12 protein-coding genes and 1 pseudogene are annotated in these 17638 nt (G+C 65.1%); 4 read left to right on the top strand and 9 right to left on the bottom strand.

What is annotated here, in order from left to right; translation table 11 throughout:
* Positions 1-6: 6 nt before the first annotated feature.
* Genes FB597_RS03550 through FB597_RS03535 form a run of 4 tightly spaced genes read right to left on the bottom strand, consistent with a single transcriptional unit; the run spans position 7 to position 4726 of the window.
* Complete coding sequence (locus tag FB597_RS03550; protein ID WP_141916398.1) at positions 7-1197, bottom strand: CaiB/BaiF CoA-transferase family protein; 1191 nt, start codon at positions 1195-1197, stop codon at positions 7-9.
* 46 nt (positions 1198-1243) lie between these two features.
* Positions 1244-2608: an MmgE/PrpD family protein gene (locus FB597_RS03545; RefSeq protein WP_144768078.1), complete on the bottom strand. Its 1365-nt coding sequence runs from the start codon at positions 2606-2608 to the stop codon at positions 1244-1246.
* A 41-nt stretch (positions 2609-2649) separates the two neighbouring features.
* A complete protein-coding gene (locus FB597_RS03540; RefSeq protein WP_144768076.1) occupies positions 2650-3816 on the bottom strand; it encodes an acyl-CoA dehydrogenase family protein in 1167 nt (388 codons plus the stop codon).
* Positions 3817-3865: 49 nt separating this feature from the next.
* Positions 3866-4726 carry a MaoC family dehydratase N-terminal domain-containing protein gene (locus FB597_RS03535; RefSeq protein WP_144768074.1) on the bottom strand — a complete coding sequence of 287 codons (861 nt, stop codon included), beginning with the start codon at positions 4724-4726 and terminating at the stop codon, positions 3866-3868.
* 293 nt (positions 4727-5019) lie between these two features.
* Here FB597_RS03535 and FB597_RS03530 point away from each other — a divergent pair, with 293 nt between their 5' ends.
* Together FB597_RS03530 and FB597_RS03525 are read left to right on the top strand one after the other, a co-directional pair.
* Positions 5020-6006: a LysR family transcriptional regulator gene (locus FB597_RS03530; protein WP_255517079.1), complete on the top strand. Its 987-nt coding sequence runs from the start codon at positions 5020-5022 to the stop codon at positions 6004-6006.
* 251 nt (positions 6007-6257) lie between these two features.
* Complete coding sequence (locus FB597_RS03525) at positions 6258-8378, top strand: TonB-dependent siderophore receptor (RefSeq protein WP_144768071.1); 2121 nt, start codon at positions 6258-6260, stop codon at positions 8376-8378.
* A gap of 78 nt (positions 8379-8456) precedes the next feature.
* On the opposite strand, the gene FB597_RS03520 is transcribed toward FB597_RS03525, so the two are convergent.
* Entirely contained in the window at positions 8457-9221 is a 765-nt protein-coding gene (locus tag FB597_RS03520; protein WP_144768069.1) for a sulfite exporter TauE/SafE family protein, read from the bottom strand.
* Here FB597_RS03520 and FB597_RS20165 point away from each other — a divergent pair.
* Together FB597_RS20165 and FB597_RS03515 are read left to right on the top strand one after the other, a co-directional pair.
* On the top strand, positions 9187-9396 hold the full coding sequence (locus FB597_RS20165) for a hypothetical protein (protein WP_183405890.1): 210 nt from the start codon (positions 9187-9189) through the stop codon (positions 9394-9396). The two genes, FB597_RS03520 and FB597_RS20165, sit on opposite strands and share 35 nt — an antisense overlap.
* 194 nt (positions 9397-9590) lie before the next feature.
* Entirely contained in the window at positions 9591-10370 is a 780-nt protein-coding gene (locus FB597_RS03515) for an SDR family oxidoreductase (protein ID WP_144768067.1), read from the top strand.
* A 74-nt stretch (positions 10371-10444) separates the two neighbouring features.
* Here the strand turns inward: FB597_RS03515 and FB597_RS03510 are convergent, their stop codons facing one another.
* The 4 genes and pseudogenes from FB597_RS03510 to FB597_RS20560 all read right to left on the bottom strand — a co-directional run.
* The gene (locus FB597_RS03510) at positions 10445-10930 is read right to left on the bottom strand and encodes a DUF4019 domain-containing protein (protein WP_141916381.1); all 486 of its coding nucleotides are present in this window, start codon (positions 10928-10930) and stop codon (positions 10445-10447) included.
* A 108-nt stretch (positions 10931-11038) separates the two neighbouring features.
* Positions 11039-11428: an outer membrane protein assembly factor BamE gene (locus tag FB597_RS03505; RefSeq protein WP_144768065.1), complete on the bottom strand. Its 390-nt coding sequence runs from the start codon at positions 11426-11428 to the stop codon at positions 11039-11041.
* Between the two features lie 28 nt (positions 11429-11456).
* A complete protein-coding gene (locus FB597_RS20420; protein WP_144768063.1) occupies positions 11457-17489 on the bottom strand; it encodes a YadA-like family protein in 6033 nt (2010 codons plus the stop codon).
* A gap of 39 nt (positions 17490-17528) precedes the next feature.
* Positions 17529-17588 (bottom strand): annotated as a pseudogene (locus FB597_RS20560) (hypothetical protein); the annotation flags it as partial.
* Positions 17589-17638 lie beyond the last annotated feature (50 nt).

The raw sequence follows: 17638 nt of genomic DNA, 5'->3' as shown, positions 1-17638 counted from the left end.
CTGCCATCACACCGCCCCCCGTGCGCGCATCGCCGCGATCTGTTCGGCGCCGTAACCCAGCGATTCCAGGATGCCGTCGGTGTGCTGGCCCAGCGCCGGCACCGCATCCATGCGGTAGTCGTAGCTGTCGTTGGCGCCCGGCGGCAGCAAGGCCGGCAGCGCGCCGGCCGGCGAGCCGACTTCGGTCCAGCGCTGGCGCGCGGCCAGTTGCGGGTGCTGCCACAGGTCTTGCATGGTGCTCACCCCGGCGTTGGCGATCTGGGCCTCGTCCAGTCGCGCCACGACTTGCTCTGCAGTCATATCGGCGAACATCTTGAGGATCAGCGCGCGCAATGCGTCGCGATGCTCATGGCGACGCGAGTTGTTGGAAAAGCGCTCGTCGGACGCCAGCGCCGGGTCCCGCAACACCACTTCGCAAAACACCTTCCACTCGCGCTCGTTCTGCAGGCCCAGCATCACCGTCTTGCCGTCGCCGGCGGCAAAGGGGCCGTAAGGGTAGATGGTCGCGTGCTCGGCGCCCGAGCGCACCGGCGCCGACGCGCCCTGGTAGGCGTAGTACATGGGAAAGCTCATCCATTCGGTCAACGCCTCCAGCATGGAGAGGTCAATGTGGCTACCTTTGCCGTCGCGCCCGCGCTTGATCAGCGCTGCCAGGATATTGGAATAGGCATACATGCCGGCGGCGATGTCGGCGATCGAGCAACCGGCCTTGGCCATGTCGTCGCGCGTGCCGGTCACGGACAGAAAACCGGCCTCGCTCTGGATCAGCAGGTCGTAAGCTTTCTTGTCGCGGTAAGGGCCGTCCTCGCCATAGCCGGAGATGTCGCACACGATCAGGCGCGGGTGCTTCTGGTGCAGCACCTCGGCCGACAGGCCCAGGCCGGCGGCCGCGCCTGGCGCCAGGTTCTGCACCAGCACGTCGGCTTGCTCCAGCAGCTTGCCGATGATCTTCTTGCCCTCGTCATCCTTCAGGTTCAGCGTCAGGCTTTCCTTGGAGCGGTTGGTCCAGACGAAGTGCGATGACAGGCCATTGACGCGGGTATCGTAGCCGCGCGCGAAATCGCCCACGCCGGGGCGTTCGATCTTGATCACGCGGGCGCCGAGATCGGCCAGCTGGCGCGTGCAGAACGGCGCGGCAATCGCGTGTTCCAGGCTGATGACTGTGATGCCCTCGAGGGGACGGTTGGAGTGCAGCATGATGTTTCCTTTTTTCCTTCATCCGGGGCGGCCGGGCCGGCCCCGCTCAGAACAGTTCGGAGAGTTGTTTTTCTTCGTGCAGGCGCCAGGCGCGCGCGATGATGTTGCCGATCTCGGCGTCGCTGGCGGCGCCGGAGAAAGCGATCAGCTTGGCCGCCTTGCGCTCCAGCTCGGGGCGCGACAGCGTATTGTCCGGATCGCCCTTGGGCACATCGACGGCCGCCGACAATCTGCGGCCGTCGGTGGTTTCCACCTCCACCCGGCCCAGCCAGCGCGCGGGATAGGCGCCGTCGACCTCCTTGTCCAGCGTCATCTTCACCTTCTCGCGGAACTGCGCCACGCGCGGGTCCTGCAGTGCCTGCTGCTCGAACTCGGTCAGGCCGGCCTGCTGGTGCACCGCGATCAGGCCCAGCACGGTGCCCATCGAGAACTTGGCCTGGTGCACCGTCTGCGGATTGAGCACCGGCCCCAGCACATCGATGGCGCCCTGGTGCACGCGCGTGTTGACGGCGGCGATCTGGTCGTGGCGCAAGCCTTCGCGCTGCATCAGCACTTGCAAGGCATCGGCTGCCGGATGCGTATGGCGGCAGGAGGCGTGGAACTTGAACGACGTCTCGGCCGTGGCCCAGCGTGTGCCCAGGCCGTCGGTCAGCCTGGCCGGATCGGCATCCGACGACATGCCGGCGGCCATGCCTTGCGCCCCTTCCAGGATGCGCTGCGCGCCGGTAAAGCCGTCGCGCGTGAGGTAGGCCGCCAGCAGGCCATCGGCGGCGGCCTTGCCGGTATGCAGTTGCTTGGAATCGGCGGCGTCGCGCAGGAATTCCCACAGGCCGGCGGCCTGGGTGCCGGCCGAACCGAGCGCGTGCAGGAACTGGTTGATGTCGAAGTCCATCAGCTTGCCCACCGCCACCGCGGCGGCCAGCGTGCCGACGGTGCCAGTGGTGTGGAACACGCAGTAGTGCGAACGGCCCATGAATTCGCCGATGCGGATGCCCGCCTCGTAACCCGCCACCGCCGCCGCCAGCAGCTCGGCGCCCGACTTGCCGAGATCCTGCGCCGCCGCCAGCGCGGCCGGGAACACCACCGCCGCCGGGTGGAACACCGAACCGTTATGCACGTCGTCCTGCTCGACCAGGTGCGAAGAGGCGCCGTTGACCAGCGCCGCGAAGTAAGGCGAGCTGGACTTGCGGCTGGTGAGGATGGTGCTCGGCCCATCCTGCGGCCCCATCGCGGCGGCATAGCGCTCGATGATCTCGATCTGGCGCGCGCCCTTGCCGGCCAGCGCCGAGGCGAACCAGTCGAGGAACAGGTCTTCGGCGCGGGCGATCACCGCCGGCGGGATGTCCTGGTAGCGCAGGCCGGCCAGGAAGGCGGCCAGGGTGCGGGATGGGCTGTCGCTGGTCTGGCTCATGGACGTCTCCTTGTTGTTATACAGGCTCAGAACTACAGGCGTCAGAACGAGCGCGGCAGGCCGAGGATGTGCTCGGCCACGTAGGAATAGATCAGGTTGGTCGAGATCGGCGCCACCTGGTACAGGCGGGTCTCGCGGAACTTGCGCTCGACGTCGTATTCGCAGGCGAAGCCGAAGCCGCCGTGCGTCTGCAAGCAGACGTTGGCCGCTTCCCACGAGGCCTTGGCCGCCAGGAACTTGGCCATGTTGGCCTGGGCGCCGCAGGGCTGGTGCGCGTCGAACAGTTCGCAGGCCTTGTAGCGCATCAGGTTGGCCGCTTCCAGTTCGATGAAACTGTCGGCAATGGGAAACTGCACGCCCTGGTTCATACCGATCGGGCGGTCGAACACCACGCGCTCCTTGGCGTACTGCGCCGCCTTCTCGATGAACCAGTAGCCGTCGCCGATGCACTCGGCGGCGATCAGCGTGCGTTCGGCGTTGAGCCCGTCGAGGATGTATTTGAACCCCTTGCCCTCTTCGCCGATCAGATTCTCGGCGGGGATTTCAAGGTTGTCGAAGAACAGCTCATTGGTCTCATGGTTGACCATGTTGAGGATGGGACGCACCTCCATGCCACGGCCGATGGCCTGCTTCAGGTCGACCAGGAAGATCGACATGCCTTCCGACTTCTTCTTCACTTGGTCCAGCGGCGTGGTGCGCGCCAGCAGGATCATCAGGTCGGAGTGCTGGATGCGCGAGATCCACACCTTCTGGCCGTTGACTACGTAGCGGTCGCCCTTCCTGACGGCCACGGTCTTGATCTTGGTGGTATCGGTGCCGGTGGTGGGTTCGGTCACGCCCATCGACTGCAGGCGCAGCTCGCCGCTGGCGATCTTGGGCAGGTACAACTGCTTCTGCTGCTCCGAACCGTGGCGCAGCAGCGTGCCCATGTTGTACATCTGGCCGTGGCAGGCGCCGGAGTTGCCGCCGGTGCGGTTGATCTCTTCCATGATCACCGAGGCCTCGGTCAGGCCCAGCCCGGAGCCGCCGTAGTCTTGCGGAATCAATGCCGCCAGCCAGCCGGCCTTGGTCAGCGCGTCGACGAATTGCTCGGGATAGCCGCGCGCTTCGTCTACCTTGCGCCAGTATTCGGGGGGAAAGGTATTGCACAGATCGCGCACTGCATCGCGCAAATCGCCATAAGCGTCATTGGGCGCCTGATACGACATGGTAAGTCTCCGGAACGTTATCGGTGATTGATGAATGAAGGGAATCGGGTCAGCCGAGGATCGCCTCGGCCTGCATCGCCAGCTCGCCGCGCAGGTTCTGCGCCCACAGCTCGGCCGACTTGCCGTCGGCGGCCAGCTTGCCGCACAGCTCGAAGCCCTCGATGTCGAACAGGCTGCCCACCGCGCGGAAATTGAATTCGCGCAGCACCGCCTGCGGCAGCTCGCGCGCCAGCAGGTCGGCCAGCAAGGTGGCGATCAGCGGGCCGTGCACGATCAGACCGGGATAGCCTTCCACGCCGGTGACGTAGCTGCGGTCGTAGTGGATGCGGTGGCCGTTGAAGGTCAGCGCCGAATAGCGAAACAGCAGCACCGGATCGGGATCGACGCGGCGCTTCCACTGCGCGCCCGTCGGCGCGGCCTTGGGCGGCACCGGCGCGGCGCCGGGCCGCGGCATGTCGCGGTAGACGATGTCGTGCTCTTCATGGATGCAGACCTGGCCGCCGTGGCCGATCTCATGCTTGACGGTGACGAAGGCCAGCGCACCGCTGCGGCCCTGCTTGACGTCGACGCTGGCGATGCGCGAGGTCTTGTGCGCAGCCGCGCCGATGTGCAGCGGCGCCGCGAAGCGCAGGCGGCCGCCGGCCCACATGCGACGCGGCAAGGGAATCGGCGGCAGGAAACCGCCGCGCTGGGGATGGCCGTCGGCGCCGACTTCGGATTGCTTGCACACCGTCCAGAAATAGATCCAGTGCCACAGCGGCGGCAAGGCCTCGCCCGCCTGCGGCTGGCGCGGGCCGTCGATGGTGGCCGCCAGCGCCGCGGCGAAAGCCGGGTTGATGTGGTCTTCGCGGCCTTCGGTCTTGTCCACCCATTGCCGCAGCATCGTCAGATCGAGATCCTGATTCGACATGTGCTCCTCTGCATTCTTGTTGATCCGTTGGAATGCGGGCAAGTCTGTTCCGGCGTCGGCTGGAGGACAATCTGTATTTTTGGAAGGGGGGCTTTGGCAAGGATGAAGCCACGCCCCATGCGTTCCGCACCTCGGAACAAGGCGCGCATGCGGCGACGCAGCAAGAACAGCCGGCATGGGCATCGGCAAATCGGCGTAACATGGCAAACCACCGAGGCGACGCACAAGCGCAAGGTTTCTGGCAGTGCGAACGCGCCCTCTGCATCCTTAGTCACCATCAGCCGGAACACACCATGCTCTTCGACCTGACCGACCTGCGCCTTTTCATCCTGATCGCCGAACTCAACAGCTTAACGCGCAGCGCCGAGCGCATGAACCTGTCGCTGGCGGCCACCAGCAACCGCATCAAGGAACTGGAAACGCGCTTCGGCACCCGCCTGCTCTACCGCGAAAGCAAGGGCGTGCAACTGACCCCGGCCGGGCAGACGTTGCTGCACCATGCGCAACTGTTCATGCAGCAAGTCGAGCACCTCAAGAGCGATATGCAGCAGTACAACAACGGCATCAAGGGCTATATCCGCATCTTCGCCAATACCACGGCGGTGACCGAATTCATGCCGGAGATCCTGGGCAAGTTCCTGGCGCTGTATCCGCAAGTCAACGTGGCGCTGGAAGAGCGGCTCAACCACGACATCATGCGCGGCATCCAGGAAGGCACCGCCGACATCGGCATCGTGGCCGGTCCGGTACAGAGCGACGGACTGGCCATCCTCAATTTCTCCACCGACCGCCTGGTGCTGGCCACCGCGCTGGAACATCCGCTGGCCGGCGCCGGCGCCATCCCGTTCGTGGAAACGCTGGAGTACGAACACGTCGGCCTGCATGAAGGCAGCACGCTGCATCACTTCCTCAACAAGATCGTGTCGGAAAACGGCCAGCGGCTCAAGCTGCGCATCCAGGTGCGCAGCTTCGAAGCCATGTGCCGCATGATCGAGACCAACGTCGGCATCGGCATCGTGCCGCTGTCGGCCGCGCAACGCCACCAACAGACCATGCAACTGGCCATCGTCGAACTGTCCGACCCGTGGAGCGTGCGCGAGCGCAGCATGGTGTTCCAGGACATCGACACGCTGTCGCCGCATGCGCGCAACCTGGTCGACTTCATCGGCGAGCAGATGGCGCAAGCCGCCGATGCCGCCGATACTGCCGCCGAGGGCAATGTCAGCGCCATCGCCAAGGCAGCGAGGAAGAAACGCCGCAGCGATGTCAAATTCGGATAAGGCAATCCGGCGTCCCCGATGCCGGCGCTGTGCCGGCTACCGGCCTTATTCGTTTTTCCGCCCCTGTGCAGCGCATGCCCCCGGCACGCATCCGACGGTGCCCCGCCATCAAAGACTCTGCAGCAATAATCCCGCTCTGGGGCAACGGATCTGGGGGCACGGAATAAGACCTGCCGCGCCGCAAACATAAATTTACAAAAGATAACAATTATCATTTAGAATCCCGTTTCTTCGAATATTTACGGATTCTTATGTTTGTCCGCATGGCCAACTCGGCCTCTGCTCGCGTTCTTGCCGCTGGCTTGCTCTCCGCTTCTCCTTTCGCCTGCGCACAAGGCGCCGGCAGCGAAGCCGCCGAAGGCGCCCTGCCGGAAATCCAGGTGTTCACCGACAAGGCCGCCACCCGTTCCTACCGCCAATCCAGCAGCAGCGGCGCCACCCGCACCGACACCCCGTTGCGCGAAGTGCCGCAGTCGGTGCGCGTCATGGGCGCCCAGCAAATCGAAGACCTTGGCGCATTGCGCCTGGCCGACACTGTGGACTTCGTCAGCGGCATCGCCCGCTTGAACGATTTCGGCGGCACCTGGGACAACTTCGGCATCCGCGGCTTCAGCAGCACCGACATGGGTTTCCTGGTCAACGGCTTTCCCGGCTCGCGCGGCTACAATCCCCCGCGCGATACCGCCACCGTGGAACGCTTCGAGTTCCTGAAGGGACCGGCCTCGGCCATCTACGGCAGCAGCGAGCCCGGCGGCACCATCAATATCGTCACCAAAAAGCCGGAGTTCACCTCACGCAATGTAGCCGACCTGTCCATCGGCAGCCGCGGCCTGCGCCGCACCACCTTTGACAGCACCGGCCCACTCACGCAGAACCTGGCCTATCGCCTGAACCTGATGGCCGAGGAAGGCGACAGCCGCTCCAACCTGCTGCACAACAAACGCTCGCTGATCGCGCCGGCCTTTGCGTGGGTCATCGACAGCAGCACCATCCTCAACTACGAGGGAGAATTCCTGCGCGCCAATACGCCGCTGGACCGCGGCGTAATCAACGTGCGCGGCGTGCTGGGCACGCTGCCGCGCGACCGTGTGCTCAACGAACCGGCCGACGGCAACATGACGCTGACCAGCAATACCCACCAGCTGACGCTGGATCGCACGCTCTCGGACACCTGGCGCGCGCGCTTTGGCGCCAGCTACAAGGAAAGCACCTTCAGCGGCAACTACACCGAAGCCATCTCTCTGGCGACCGATAACCGCACCCTCAACCGCCAGGCCACCTGGCGCCAGCTGCCCTCGCGCGATACCTCGTTCCAGGCCGAGCTGGAAGGCAAGCTCAAGACCGGCGGCATCGAACACACGCTGCTGTTCGGCGCCGAAGCCTCCAGCCTGTGGATGAACACCGAGATCCTGCGTTCGCCCAATGTCCCGATCCAGTACTACCCGATCGATATCTACGACCCCATCTACGGCAAGCCGGCGCCGGCGCTGACCAGCCGCACCTCCAGTTCGGACGAGCAACAGCGCGTCAAGGCCCTGTTCGTGCAGGACCAGCTCAGCTTGTCGCCGCAATGGAAGCTGCTGGCCGGCCTGCGCTGGGACCAGTACGACCAGAATCTGCAGAACCGCGTGGCCAACACCGACATCTCGCAGCGCCAAAGCGCGCTATCGCCGCGCGCCGGCGTGACGTATCTGCCCAATGCGTGGAGTTCGCTGTACCTGTCGGCCGGCAAATCCTTCCGCGCCAACAACGGCACGGACATCAATGGGCGCGCGTTCGATCCGCAGTATTCCATCGCCTATGAAGCCGGCTGGAAAATACAGACCGACGACGACCGCCTGGGCGCCAACTTCGCCGTATTCGACATCGCCAAGACCAATGTACTGACCGCCAGCGACGTGCCCGGTTACCAGATAGCAGCCGGCGAGGTCAAGAGCAGCGGCTTCGAAGCCGATGTCTACGGCCAGATCGACACCCATTGGCGCCTCTCCGGCAATTTCGCCTGGACCGACGCCCGCGTGACCAAGGACAAGACGCTGGCCGCCGGCACACGCCTGAGCAACATCCCGCAGTTCAGCGCCGGCCTGCTGGCGATCCGCGAAGACGCCCTGGCCAACGGCAGCCGCTATGGCGTGGGCGGCGGCGTGAACTACGTGGGCAACCGTTCGGGCAACACCGGCGATACCTACTCGCTGCCGGCCTACACCATTGTCAAGCTGCTCAGCTACTGGCAGGTGAGCAAGAACGTACGGCTCTCGCTGGATGTGCACAACCTGTTCAACCGCAACTACTACACCTCGTCGTGGAATGCGCTGTACGTCACGCCCGGCGCCGAGCGCAGCGTCGTGGCCCGGATCAAGGTGGATCTCTGAACGAGGCAGGCGCCCTTTCCAACGCAAAACGGGGAGCCGCAATGGCTCCCCGTTTTGCATTGCCCCGCCCGGTCCCGCTCAGCCGTTGAACATCATCCAGATCGACAAGGCGATCAGCGCGCCGCAAAACAGGATGCGCAAGCGGCGCTCCGGCAGGTGGTGCGCCAAGGCCACGCCCCATGAAATGCTGAGCACGCCGCCCAGCGCCATCGGGATGCCCACCGCCCAGTCGACATGGCCGGCATGGGCATAGGTCCATAGCGCCACCAGCGTGCCCGGCGTGACCATCGCCAGCCCCAGCCCTTGCGCCGCGGTCTGCGTGGCGCCGAAGAAAGCCGTCAGCATGGGCACCGCGACGATCGCGCCGCCGACGCTGAAAAACCCCGCCGAGGCCCCGGCCGCCATGCCCACCGCGAAGATGTACTTGCGCGGCAGCACGATGGACGACTGCACATTGCGCTGCCGGCGCAGCAACGTCCACAGGTAGTACAGCGCCAGCAGGCCCATGAAGGCGGCAAAGCAGAAATGCAGGCTGCGCGCATCGATGCTGGTGGCCACGCGCGCCGAGAAATAGGTGGTCACCACCGCCGGCACGCACATCATCAATGCCGAACTCCATTCGATCCGGTTGCGCTGCTTGTAGCGCCAGAAGGCGATCACCACGTTGGGCACGATCATCACCAGCGAGGTGCCCTGCGCCAGTTGCTGGTCCATGCCGTACAAATAACCCAGCACCGGAATGGCGATCAGCCCGCCGCCGATCCCGAACAGCCCGCCCATCGCCCCCAGCACGCCGCCCAACAGGAAGTTGAGCGCGCTCGACAAAAACAAAGAATCCATCATCGGTGTAAAGTTACGGGTCTGCCGCACAGGCATGGCCTGGCATCACTGCCAGCCCTGCCGTGCGGCGTTCAAATCAGACAAGGAGACTGTCATGAGCGGCGCCATCGTATTCGCGTTGGAAATAGGCGTAGTCGCCATCATCGCGCTGGCCATCTACATGGTGGTCAAGAAGTAGGCTCTGCAGCGCCCCGCTGCATGCGCCTGCCAAGCCCGCCAGTGTAGCGCAGCCGGCCCCGGCTGTCATAAGCCTGGGCATGCGCGCGCCGCCCGGACCGATCTCCTGGAATGCAATGGCATGCATGATGTACCACAATCGGCACAAAAGACGGTCACCAACCGTTCCTCACCTCATGCAAAGGAAGAAAACAAATGGATTTAGGACTCAAAGGTAAAACCGCGCTGGTATGCGCTTCGAGCAAGGGACTGGGCCGCGCCTGCGCGCTCTCGCTGGCGCGCGAAGGCGTGGCCGTGACCATGCTGGCGCGCGGCCGGGAGGCGCTGGAAGCGGCAGCCGCCGAGATCCGCGCGGAGACTGGCGCCACCATCACCACCGTCGCCTGCGACATCACCACCCCCGAAGGCCGCGCCGCCGCGCTGGTGGCCTGCCCCGACCCGGACATCCTGGTGACCAACGCCGGCGGCCCCAAGCCGGGCGATTTCCGCGACTGGTCGCGCGACGACTGGATCGCCGCGGTCGACGCCAACATGCTGACCCCGATCGAGCTCATCAAGGCCACGGTGGACGGCATGATCGCGCGCGGCTTCGGGCGCATCGTCAATATCACCTCCAGCGCCGTGCGCGCGCCGATCGACATCCTCGGCCTGTCCAACGGCGCCCGCTCCGGCCTGACCGGCTTCGTCGCCGGCCTGTCGCGCAAGACCGTGGCGCATAACGTCACCATCAACAACCTGCTGCCGGGCCCGTTCGAGACCGACCGCCTGCGCGCCACCGCGCAAGGCGCCGCCCGCGACAGCGGCAAGAGCGTGGACGAGGTGCTGGCCGAACGCCGCAAGCAGAATCCGTCCGGCCGCTTCGGCGACCCGGCCGAGTTCGGCGACGCCTGCGCCTACCTGTGCAGCGCCCAGGCCGGCTTCATCACCGGCCAGAACCTGCTGCTGGACGGCGGCGCCTATCCGGGAACGTTCTAGGTTGGCGTGAAGGCGCGACAATGCCTCGCCCCGCCAATCGGCGGGGCGAGGCATTGCATCACATGACAGGCGCCTTAGCGTGCGGCGGGAGCGGCAGCGCCCGGCGCCGGCGAGCTTTCCAGCCTGGTCACGACGTAGCCGACAGGCGTCCAGCGGTCTGCGGTTTGCACCATCGAGACCTTCTCCACCGTCGGGGATTTAGCGAAACGGGAGGCGAACACCACATTCACGTATTCTCCCGGCGGCAGGTTGGCCGGGTTATTGATGCGCACGATCTGTACCCATTCGCGGCCGCCGGCGCTGCCCAGCTCGCTATGCAGGGCGGCCAGGTACTTGACCCAGTCTTCCTTGCTCACGCCTTTTTGCATGATGGGGCCGCTCAGGCTCCACATCCGATCGGCTTGATTGGCGTCTGCCAGTACCGCCCAGCGCGTCGCCGCGGCGACGGCGGTATCGATCGAGGCGGTTGATTGCGCCGCTGCCTGATGCGCCGACATGATGGCCCCCAGGGAAAATGCAGCGATGCAAGCGGATTTCTTAAGCGATTGGTATGAGGCCATTTTTCTCTTCCTATAAAGTGACACGACAATTCAACGAACAAAGATCGACTACGGGTACTGCATAAAGATGTATTCGCGACAATGCGATTCAACGCAATGTCATCCGACTCAATTCGATGCGACGAAGTTGGCGCACTCCTGCTCCTTCCAGTAGGCGCCTGCGACCAGCATGTCATCGTCGAATTGCACCTGATACTGGCAACTGACGATGTCGTTGCCCTTGCGGAATTTGAACAGGTAATTCCATGCCCGCACGCGCCAGAAGCCCTCGTCGAAGTGCGGCACTCCCAGCAGGTCCCTCGTCTGGTCCTTGTTCAGCCCGATGGCCACCTTCCTCAGGTTGCCCTGGATCGGAAATACGCCGCCCTTGAGCGTGATCGCCGACAGCGGCGGAAATACCGGCGCGGCCTCTTGCGCCTTGGCCAGCGCCGCCACCGAGAGCAGCGCCGCCGCCATGCAAGCCCCCTTGCAATACGCCCCGATCAGTTTTTTTCTCATGTTGTTTTCCCTTTTTCAATCCGGCACATCACCATTGGAAACCGGCGCCGACCACCGCGCCCGTCTTGCCGCGGCTGTTTGTCGTTGCCGCGGCCTTGATGATCCAGCGACCATTGTCGGTATAAGTCGACAGGCCCAACGCCAGGCCGGTTTGCCCTTCATAGGTACTGCCGGCAATCGCGACCATGCTCTTGCCAGGCGCCCCAGGTTGCGGCAAGCCGGCCACCGCCATGGCCGAAGCCGTGCCGCCGTTGGCATCGTTGCGATACTTGTCCAGGTCGCCGCGCAGATTGCTGATCTGGCTATCGGTGTATTGCTTGGATTGCGTCACCGCGGTGTTGATATCCCCGAGATTCGTCACATTGCCGGGGCCGTTGGTAATGCCGGCCGCCACCGCCTTCAACTGGCTGACGTTGACCGCGTCGGTATCGGCGCTGCCGGCCGCCACGCCGGTGATCTTGCGGTTGCCGATGTTGACTTCGCCGGCCGATGTCTGCGCTGCCGCCAGCGCATAGGCTACGTAGCCGACCTGCGCGCCGACCGTCGTGGTCGATCCGGAGCCCAGCGCGATACTGTCCGCATGCGCGGCGTTGGCGCCGGAACCGATGGCGATGCTGGAGCCGCCGGCAGCCTTGGCGTTGGCGCCCTGGGCGATGGATTGCGCGCCGCTGGCGATGGCGCCATTACCCATCGCCATGGCATCGGCCTGCAGCGATTTCGCGTTTTGCCCGATCGCCATGCCGCCGACGGCCGCGATGTCGACCACGGCGCCGTTGCCGATGCCAATGCCGTTATCGCCGTTGACCACCGTATTGGGCCCCACTGCCACCGAGTTGATGCCCACTGCCAGAGAATCCGATTCGGTCGAGTTGGCGTGGAAATACTTGGTGGTGCTCGTCGCAAACGAGGTCAGCGCGCCGGTCAGTTGCCGCACCGTGACCGCATCCTGCGCTTGCGTGCCGTCGGCGACATTGGTGATCTGGCGGTAAGTACCGGCAGCGCTGTCGCCAACCGAGATCGCGCCCAGCAATATCTTGTCCCCCGTGTTGTAGGGAATCCCGGTCGAGCCGACAGGCATAGTGCCGTTCGTTGCCGCAATCACGCGATCGGAGACGGAACCGGAACCCAGCGCCACCCCGCCGAAGACCGAAGCCACCGCGGTATTGCCGATCGCCACCGCATTCTCGAACGATGCCTGCGCGTTGTAACCGACCGCTGTCGCGCCCTTGGCCGACGCATGCGCATCGTCCGCCGTCAGCCCGGTATCGTTGGTGCGCACATATTTGACGCCGCTGCCGTTGTTGGTGATATAGGTTGCCGACGTATTGCCGGCGATATTGTTGATCACGTTACCGAGGTTGGTGACGTTGGTATTGGTCGCGAACAATTGCGAACCGTTGACCGCGTCGGTGCTGGTCGCGCTCAGCGTGCCATCGGCCACATTGGTGATCTTGTTGGTGGGCGATGCGCCATGCGCCGCACTGAAAGCGCCGAGCGCCGGATCCCACAGCAAGGCGTCGCTCACCGTTGCCGCCACCGCCTTCAACTGGCTGACATTGACCGCGTCGGTATCGGCAACGCCGGCAGCCAGGCCGGTGATCTGGCGGTTGCCGATATTGATTTCACCCGCCGACGTTTGCGGCGCGGCCAATGCGTACGCGGTGTAATTCGTCAACGCGCCCACCGTGGTGGCAGAACCGCTGCCCAAGGCGATGCTGTTGTCCTTGTCGGCAACCGCGCCGGCGCCCATCGCGATCGCTTGCACGCCGCTGGCGTTGGCATCGGCGCCCATGGCGATACCGCCCTGCAGGCTGGCCTTCGCATTCGATCCCAGCGCCAGCGACTTGATGCCGCCGGCATTGGCATTGTTGCCCAGGGCGATGCCTTCGGCGCTCAGCACTGTCGCCGCCTGGCCGATGGCGATGCCGCTGGTTGCCGTACCCTGTATCGTTGCGCCATGCCCGATGCCGATGCTGTCGTTGCCGGCAGCGACGGTACTGGCGCCCACCGCCACCGAATACGTGCCGGACGCCACTGAATCGTCAGCGCCGCCGGCAACCGGCGATTGCGCGTGGAAATACAACTGCCCCGAGACCGAGAACGAAGACAAGGCTCCCACCAATTGGCGCAAGGTCACCGCATCGTTGGCCTGGGTCGCGTCAGCCACGTTGGTGATCTGGCGGTAGCTGCCGCTGGTGCCATTGCCCAGCGATACCGCGCCCAGCAGGGTGCCGTCGGTGGTGTCGTAAGACACCGGGCTGCCGGCAACCTTCCCTTGCGTTGCCGCAACCGCACGGTCGGATACCGAGCCGGAGCCCAGGGCCACGCCGCCGGCCACCGAAGCATTGGCGCCGTTGCCCATCGCCACCGAATTGGCGGCCGAAGCCGTCGCCAACGGCCCCACAGCCACCGAATCGGTACCGGTCGGCGTGGAATCGCCCAGGATCGAATTGGCATGGAAATACTTGGTGCCGGTCGTCGTCAGCGCATCGAACACTTGCTGCACGCTGGTATAACTCGAGTTGCCGGCGTAGGTAAAGCCGCCCGTGACCTGGCCGGTGGCCGGGTTGTAGCTGGTGGCGCCGCCGAAGACATTCGAGATCGAATTGCCCAGGTTGGCCGCCGCGCCGGTAAGTTGGCTCACGTTCACCGCATCGGTTGGCGCGCTACCTGCGGCGACGCCTGTGATCTGACGTTCGCCCTGCGTATAAACAGTGCCGTTGTCGGGATCGGTGAAGAGATACCGGCCAACGGCGACTTCACCAATCGAAGTTTGCGCCGAAGAAAGGCCAAAGGCCGTATAACCGGTGTTGGCGCCTCTGGTTGCGCTGGACAGAGACCCCAATGCCACACTCTGGTCCTGATTGGCAAGCGCGCCAATACCCAGTGCCACGCCGCCGCTGCCGCTGGCTTCGGATGCAAAGCCAAGTGCGGTCGCATACTGTCCCGACGTATTTGCGCCGCGACCAATCGCCGTCGAATACAAGCCTCCCGCAACTGCGGCATTACCGAACGCCGATGTGCTGACATTGGTTGCCTGCGCACCTTCGCCCACCGCGGTGCTGTTGGCCGCGCTGGCCAAGGCGCTATTACCGATAGCGGTTGAGATCGTGCCGCTTGCGACCGCGTTATTGCCAACTGCCGTCGCGCTTTGCGCCGTGGCCTTCGCATTCGTTCCCAATGCCAGCGTGTCATTTCCGCTGGTCACGACGTTGTTGCCCAGCGCCAGGGAACCCGTGCCGGAGGCATTGTTATTGATACCGATGGCCAGGGAGCCATCGCCCGTCGCGTTATTGTTGCTGCCCAGTGCGGCCGCACCGATGCCGCTGGCCGTATTCGTATTACCGATCGCCAGGGCGCCTTCCCCGTTCGCCGTATTGGCATTGCCGACGCCGACAGCGCCAGTTCCAGTGACGGTGTTATTGGCTCCCAGGCCGACCGCACCGGTGCCGCTCACCACGTTCGGATCGCCGATCGCCACCGCGCCATCGCCATTGGCGGTATTGCCGACACCGATGGAAATCGCTTTGCCGCCTTTCGCAATCGCGCCATCGCCGATTGCAATCGCGCCATCGGTTTGCGCTTGTGCGTTACGCCCCGCTGCGATGGCGGCGACACCGGCCGCAATCGCATTGGGTCCCATTGCAGTCGAGTCAAGGCCCGTCGCCTGACTGTCGGCCAGGATGGAATTGGCGTGGAAATATTTGACGCCCGCACCGTTGTTGATGCTGTTGAGCGCGGTATTGGTCGCGAACAGTTGCGAACCGTTGACGGCATCGGTCGAGGTAGCCGAAAGCTGGCCCGCCGCGACGTTGGTGATCTGCCGCTCGGCGCCGCCGGCGCCGACGCTGACCACCCCGGCCGGGCTGGCGCCGGCAAAGTTATAGGTCGTGCCGCTGAGCACCACGCTGCCGGTCGGCACCGCCGCCGCCGCCACCTTCGAGCCCTGGCCCAGCGCCACGTTGGAACCGGTCATCCCGGCCCCGATGCTGGCGCCCTGGCCCAACACCGTCGAGTTGGCCACGCCATTGTCGGTGGCCGCATTGCCCAACACCGCCGACGCCGCGCCAGTGGCTGAAGCGGCGAAGCCGCCGGCCAGGGCATTCGCCCCCGACGACACCGGCTGTATCGACGTCACCGAGCCATCGGAAACGAAGGGCCCGGCCTTGCCGGTGTTCAGGTTATTGATCGCGGTATTGGTCGCGAACAGTTGCGAACCGTTGACCGCATCGGTGGACGAGGATGAAAGCTGGCCTGCCGCCACATTGGTGATCTGCTGCTCGGCCCCGGCCGCCCCGACGCTGACCACGCCGGCCGGGCTGGCGCCGGCAAAGTTGTAGGTCGTACCGCTGATCACGGCGCTGGCAGTCGGCACCGCCGCCGCCGCTACCTTCGAACCCTGGCCCAACGCCACGTTGGAACCGCTCAGGCCGGCCGCGATGCTGGCGCCCTGGCCCAGCACCGTCGAGTTGGCCACGGCGTTATCGGTCGCCTGGTTGCCGATCACGGTCGAGGCCGCACCGGTGGCCGACGCGCCGAAACCGCCGGCCGACGCATTGGCGCCCGACGACACCGGCTGCGTCGTCGTCACCGAACTGTCGGAGACGAACGGACCCACCGTGCCGCTGGTGATCCTGGCGTTCACCGCCGCCAGCTGGTTGACGTTGACCGCATCGGTGCCGCTGATGCCGGCCGCCACATGGGTGATAGTCCGCTCATTGCCTGCCGAGCCGACCGACACTTCACCCACCGAGTTTTGCGGCGCCGTCAAGGCAAACGCGGCGTAGTTGGTTTGCGCGCCGACAGCGGTTGTTGCGTTGGCGCCCAGCGCCACGCTGTTGGCCTGGTTGGCCACCGTATCGCGCCCCAGGGCCAGCGCATTCGCGGCAGACGCCGTAGCGTTGTAGCCGACCGCCGTCGATCCCAGCGCCGAGGCATGCGCATCGTCAGCCGGCAAGCCGGCGCCGGCCGTGTCGTTGGTGCGCACATACTTGATGCCGCTGCCGTTGTTGGTGATGTAGGTGTTGCTGATATCGCCGGCCAGGGCAAACAGCTGGCTGCCGTTGATGGCGTCCGTGCTGGTCGCATTGACCGCGCCGACCGCCACATTGGTGATCTTGTTGGGGCCGGCGCCCAGGTGGTTGGCGCTGAAGGCCCCCGCCCCTCCGTTGGCCGCCGGGTCCCACAACAAGGCATCCTGCTGCACCGCGACCAGCTTGGCATCTGCCGCCTTCAATTGCGCCACGTTGACCGCATCGGTGTCGGCGCTGCCGGCCGCCACATTGGTCAGCTTGCGCTCGGCGCCGGCCGAACCGACCGACACTTCGCCCACCGAGTTTTGCAACGGCGTCATTGCATAGGCCGTGTAATTGCTCTGGGCGCCGACCGTGGTCTTGGCGTTGGCGCCCAGCGCCACGCTGTTGGCCTGGTTGGCCACCGTATCGCGTCCCAAGGCCAGCGCATCGGCGGCGGAGGCCGCAGCGTTGTAGCCGACCGCCGTCGATCCCAGCGCCGAGGCATGCGCATCGTCGGCCGTCAGGCCGGCGCCGGCCGTGTCGTTGGTGCGCACATACTTGATGCCGCTGCCGTTGTTGGTGATGTAGGTGTTGCTGATATCGCCGGCCACGGCAAACAGCTGGCTGCCGTTGATGGCGTCCGTGCTGGTCGAATTGACCGCGCCGGGCGCCACATTGGTGATCTTGTTAGGGCCAGCGCCCAGGTGGTTGGCGCTGAAGGCCCCCGCCCCTCCGTTGGCCGCCGGATCCCACAGCAAGGCATCCTGCTGCAGCGCCGTGAACTTGCTGTTGACCGCGCTCAATTGGTTGACGTTGACCGCATCGGTGCCGTTGATGCCGGCCGCCACATTGGTGATGGTCCGTTCATTGCCGGCCGAACCGACCGACACTTCGCCCACCGAGTTTTGCGGCGCCGTCAGCGCAAACGCGGTATAGCCGGTCTGGGCGCCGACCGAGGTCTTGGCATTGGCGCCCAGCGCCACGCTGTTGGCATTGACCGCCTGTGCGCTGGCGCCAAGCGCGATGGCATTGGCTTGATTGGCCAACGCCGTATCGCCAAAAGCCAGTGCTCCCGCCACCGTTGCCTTCGATGCATTGCCCAACGCCACTGAACCTTGGCCGGTAGCCGTGTTGGTGTTGCCCAGGGCGACAGCGCCCTGGCCGTTGGCCGTATTGGTAGTTACCCAGCGCCACC

It is taken from the genome of Herbaspirillum sp. SJZ099, from assembly GCF_007828355.1.
Classification (GTDB): Bacteria; Pseudomonadota; Gammaproteobacteria; order Burkholderiales; family Burkholderiaceae_D; genus Herbaspirillum.
Note: the sequence above shows the minus strand (reverse complement) of the source record. Positions and strands in the feature narration are given on the sequence as shown.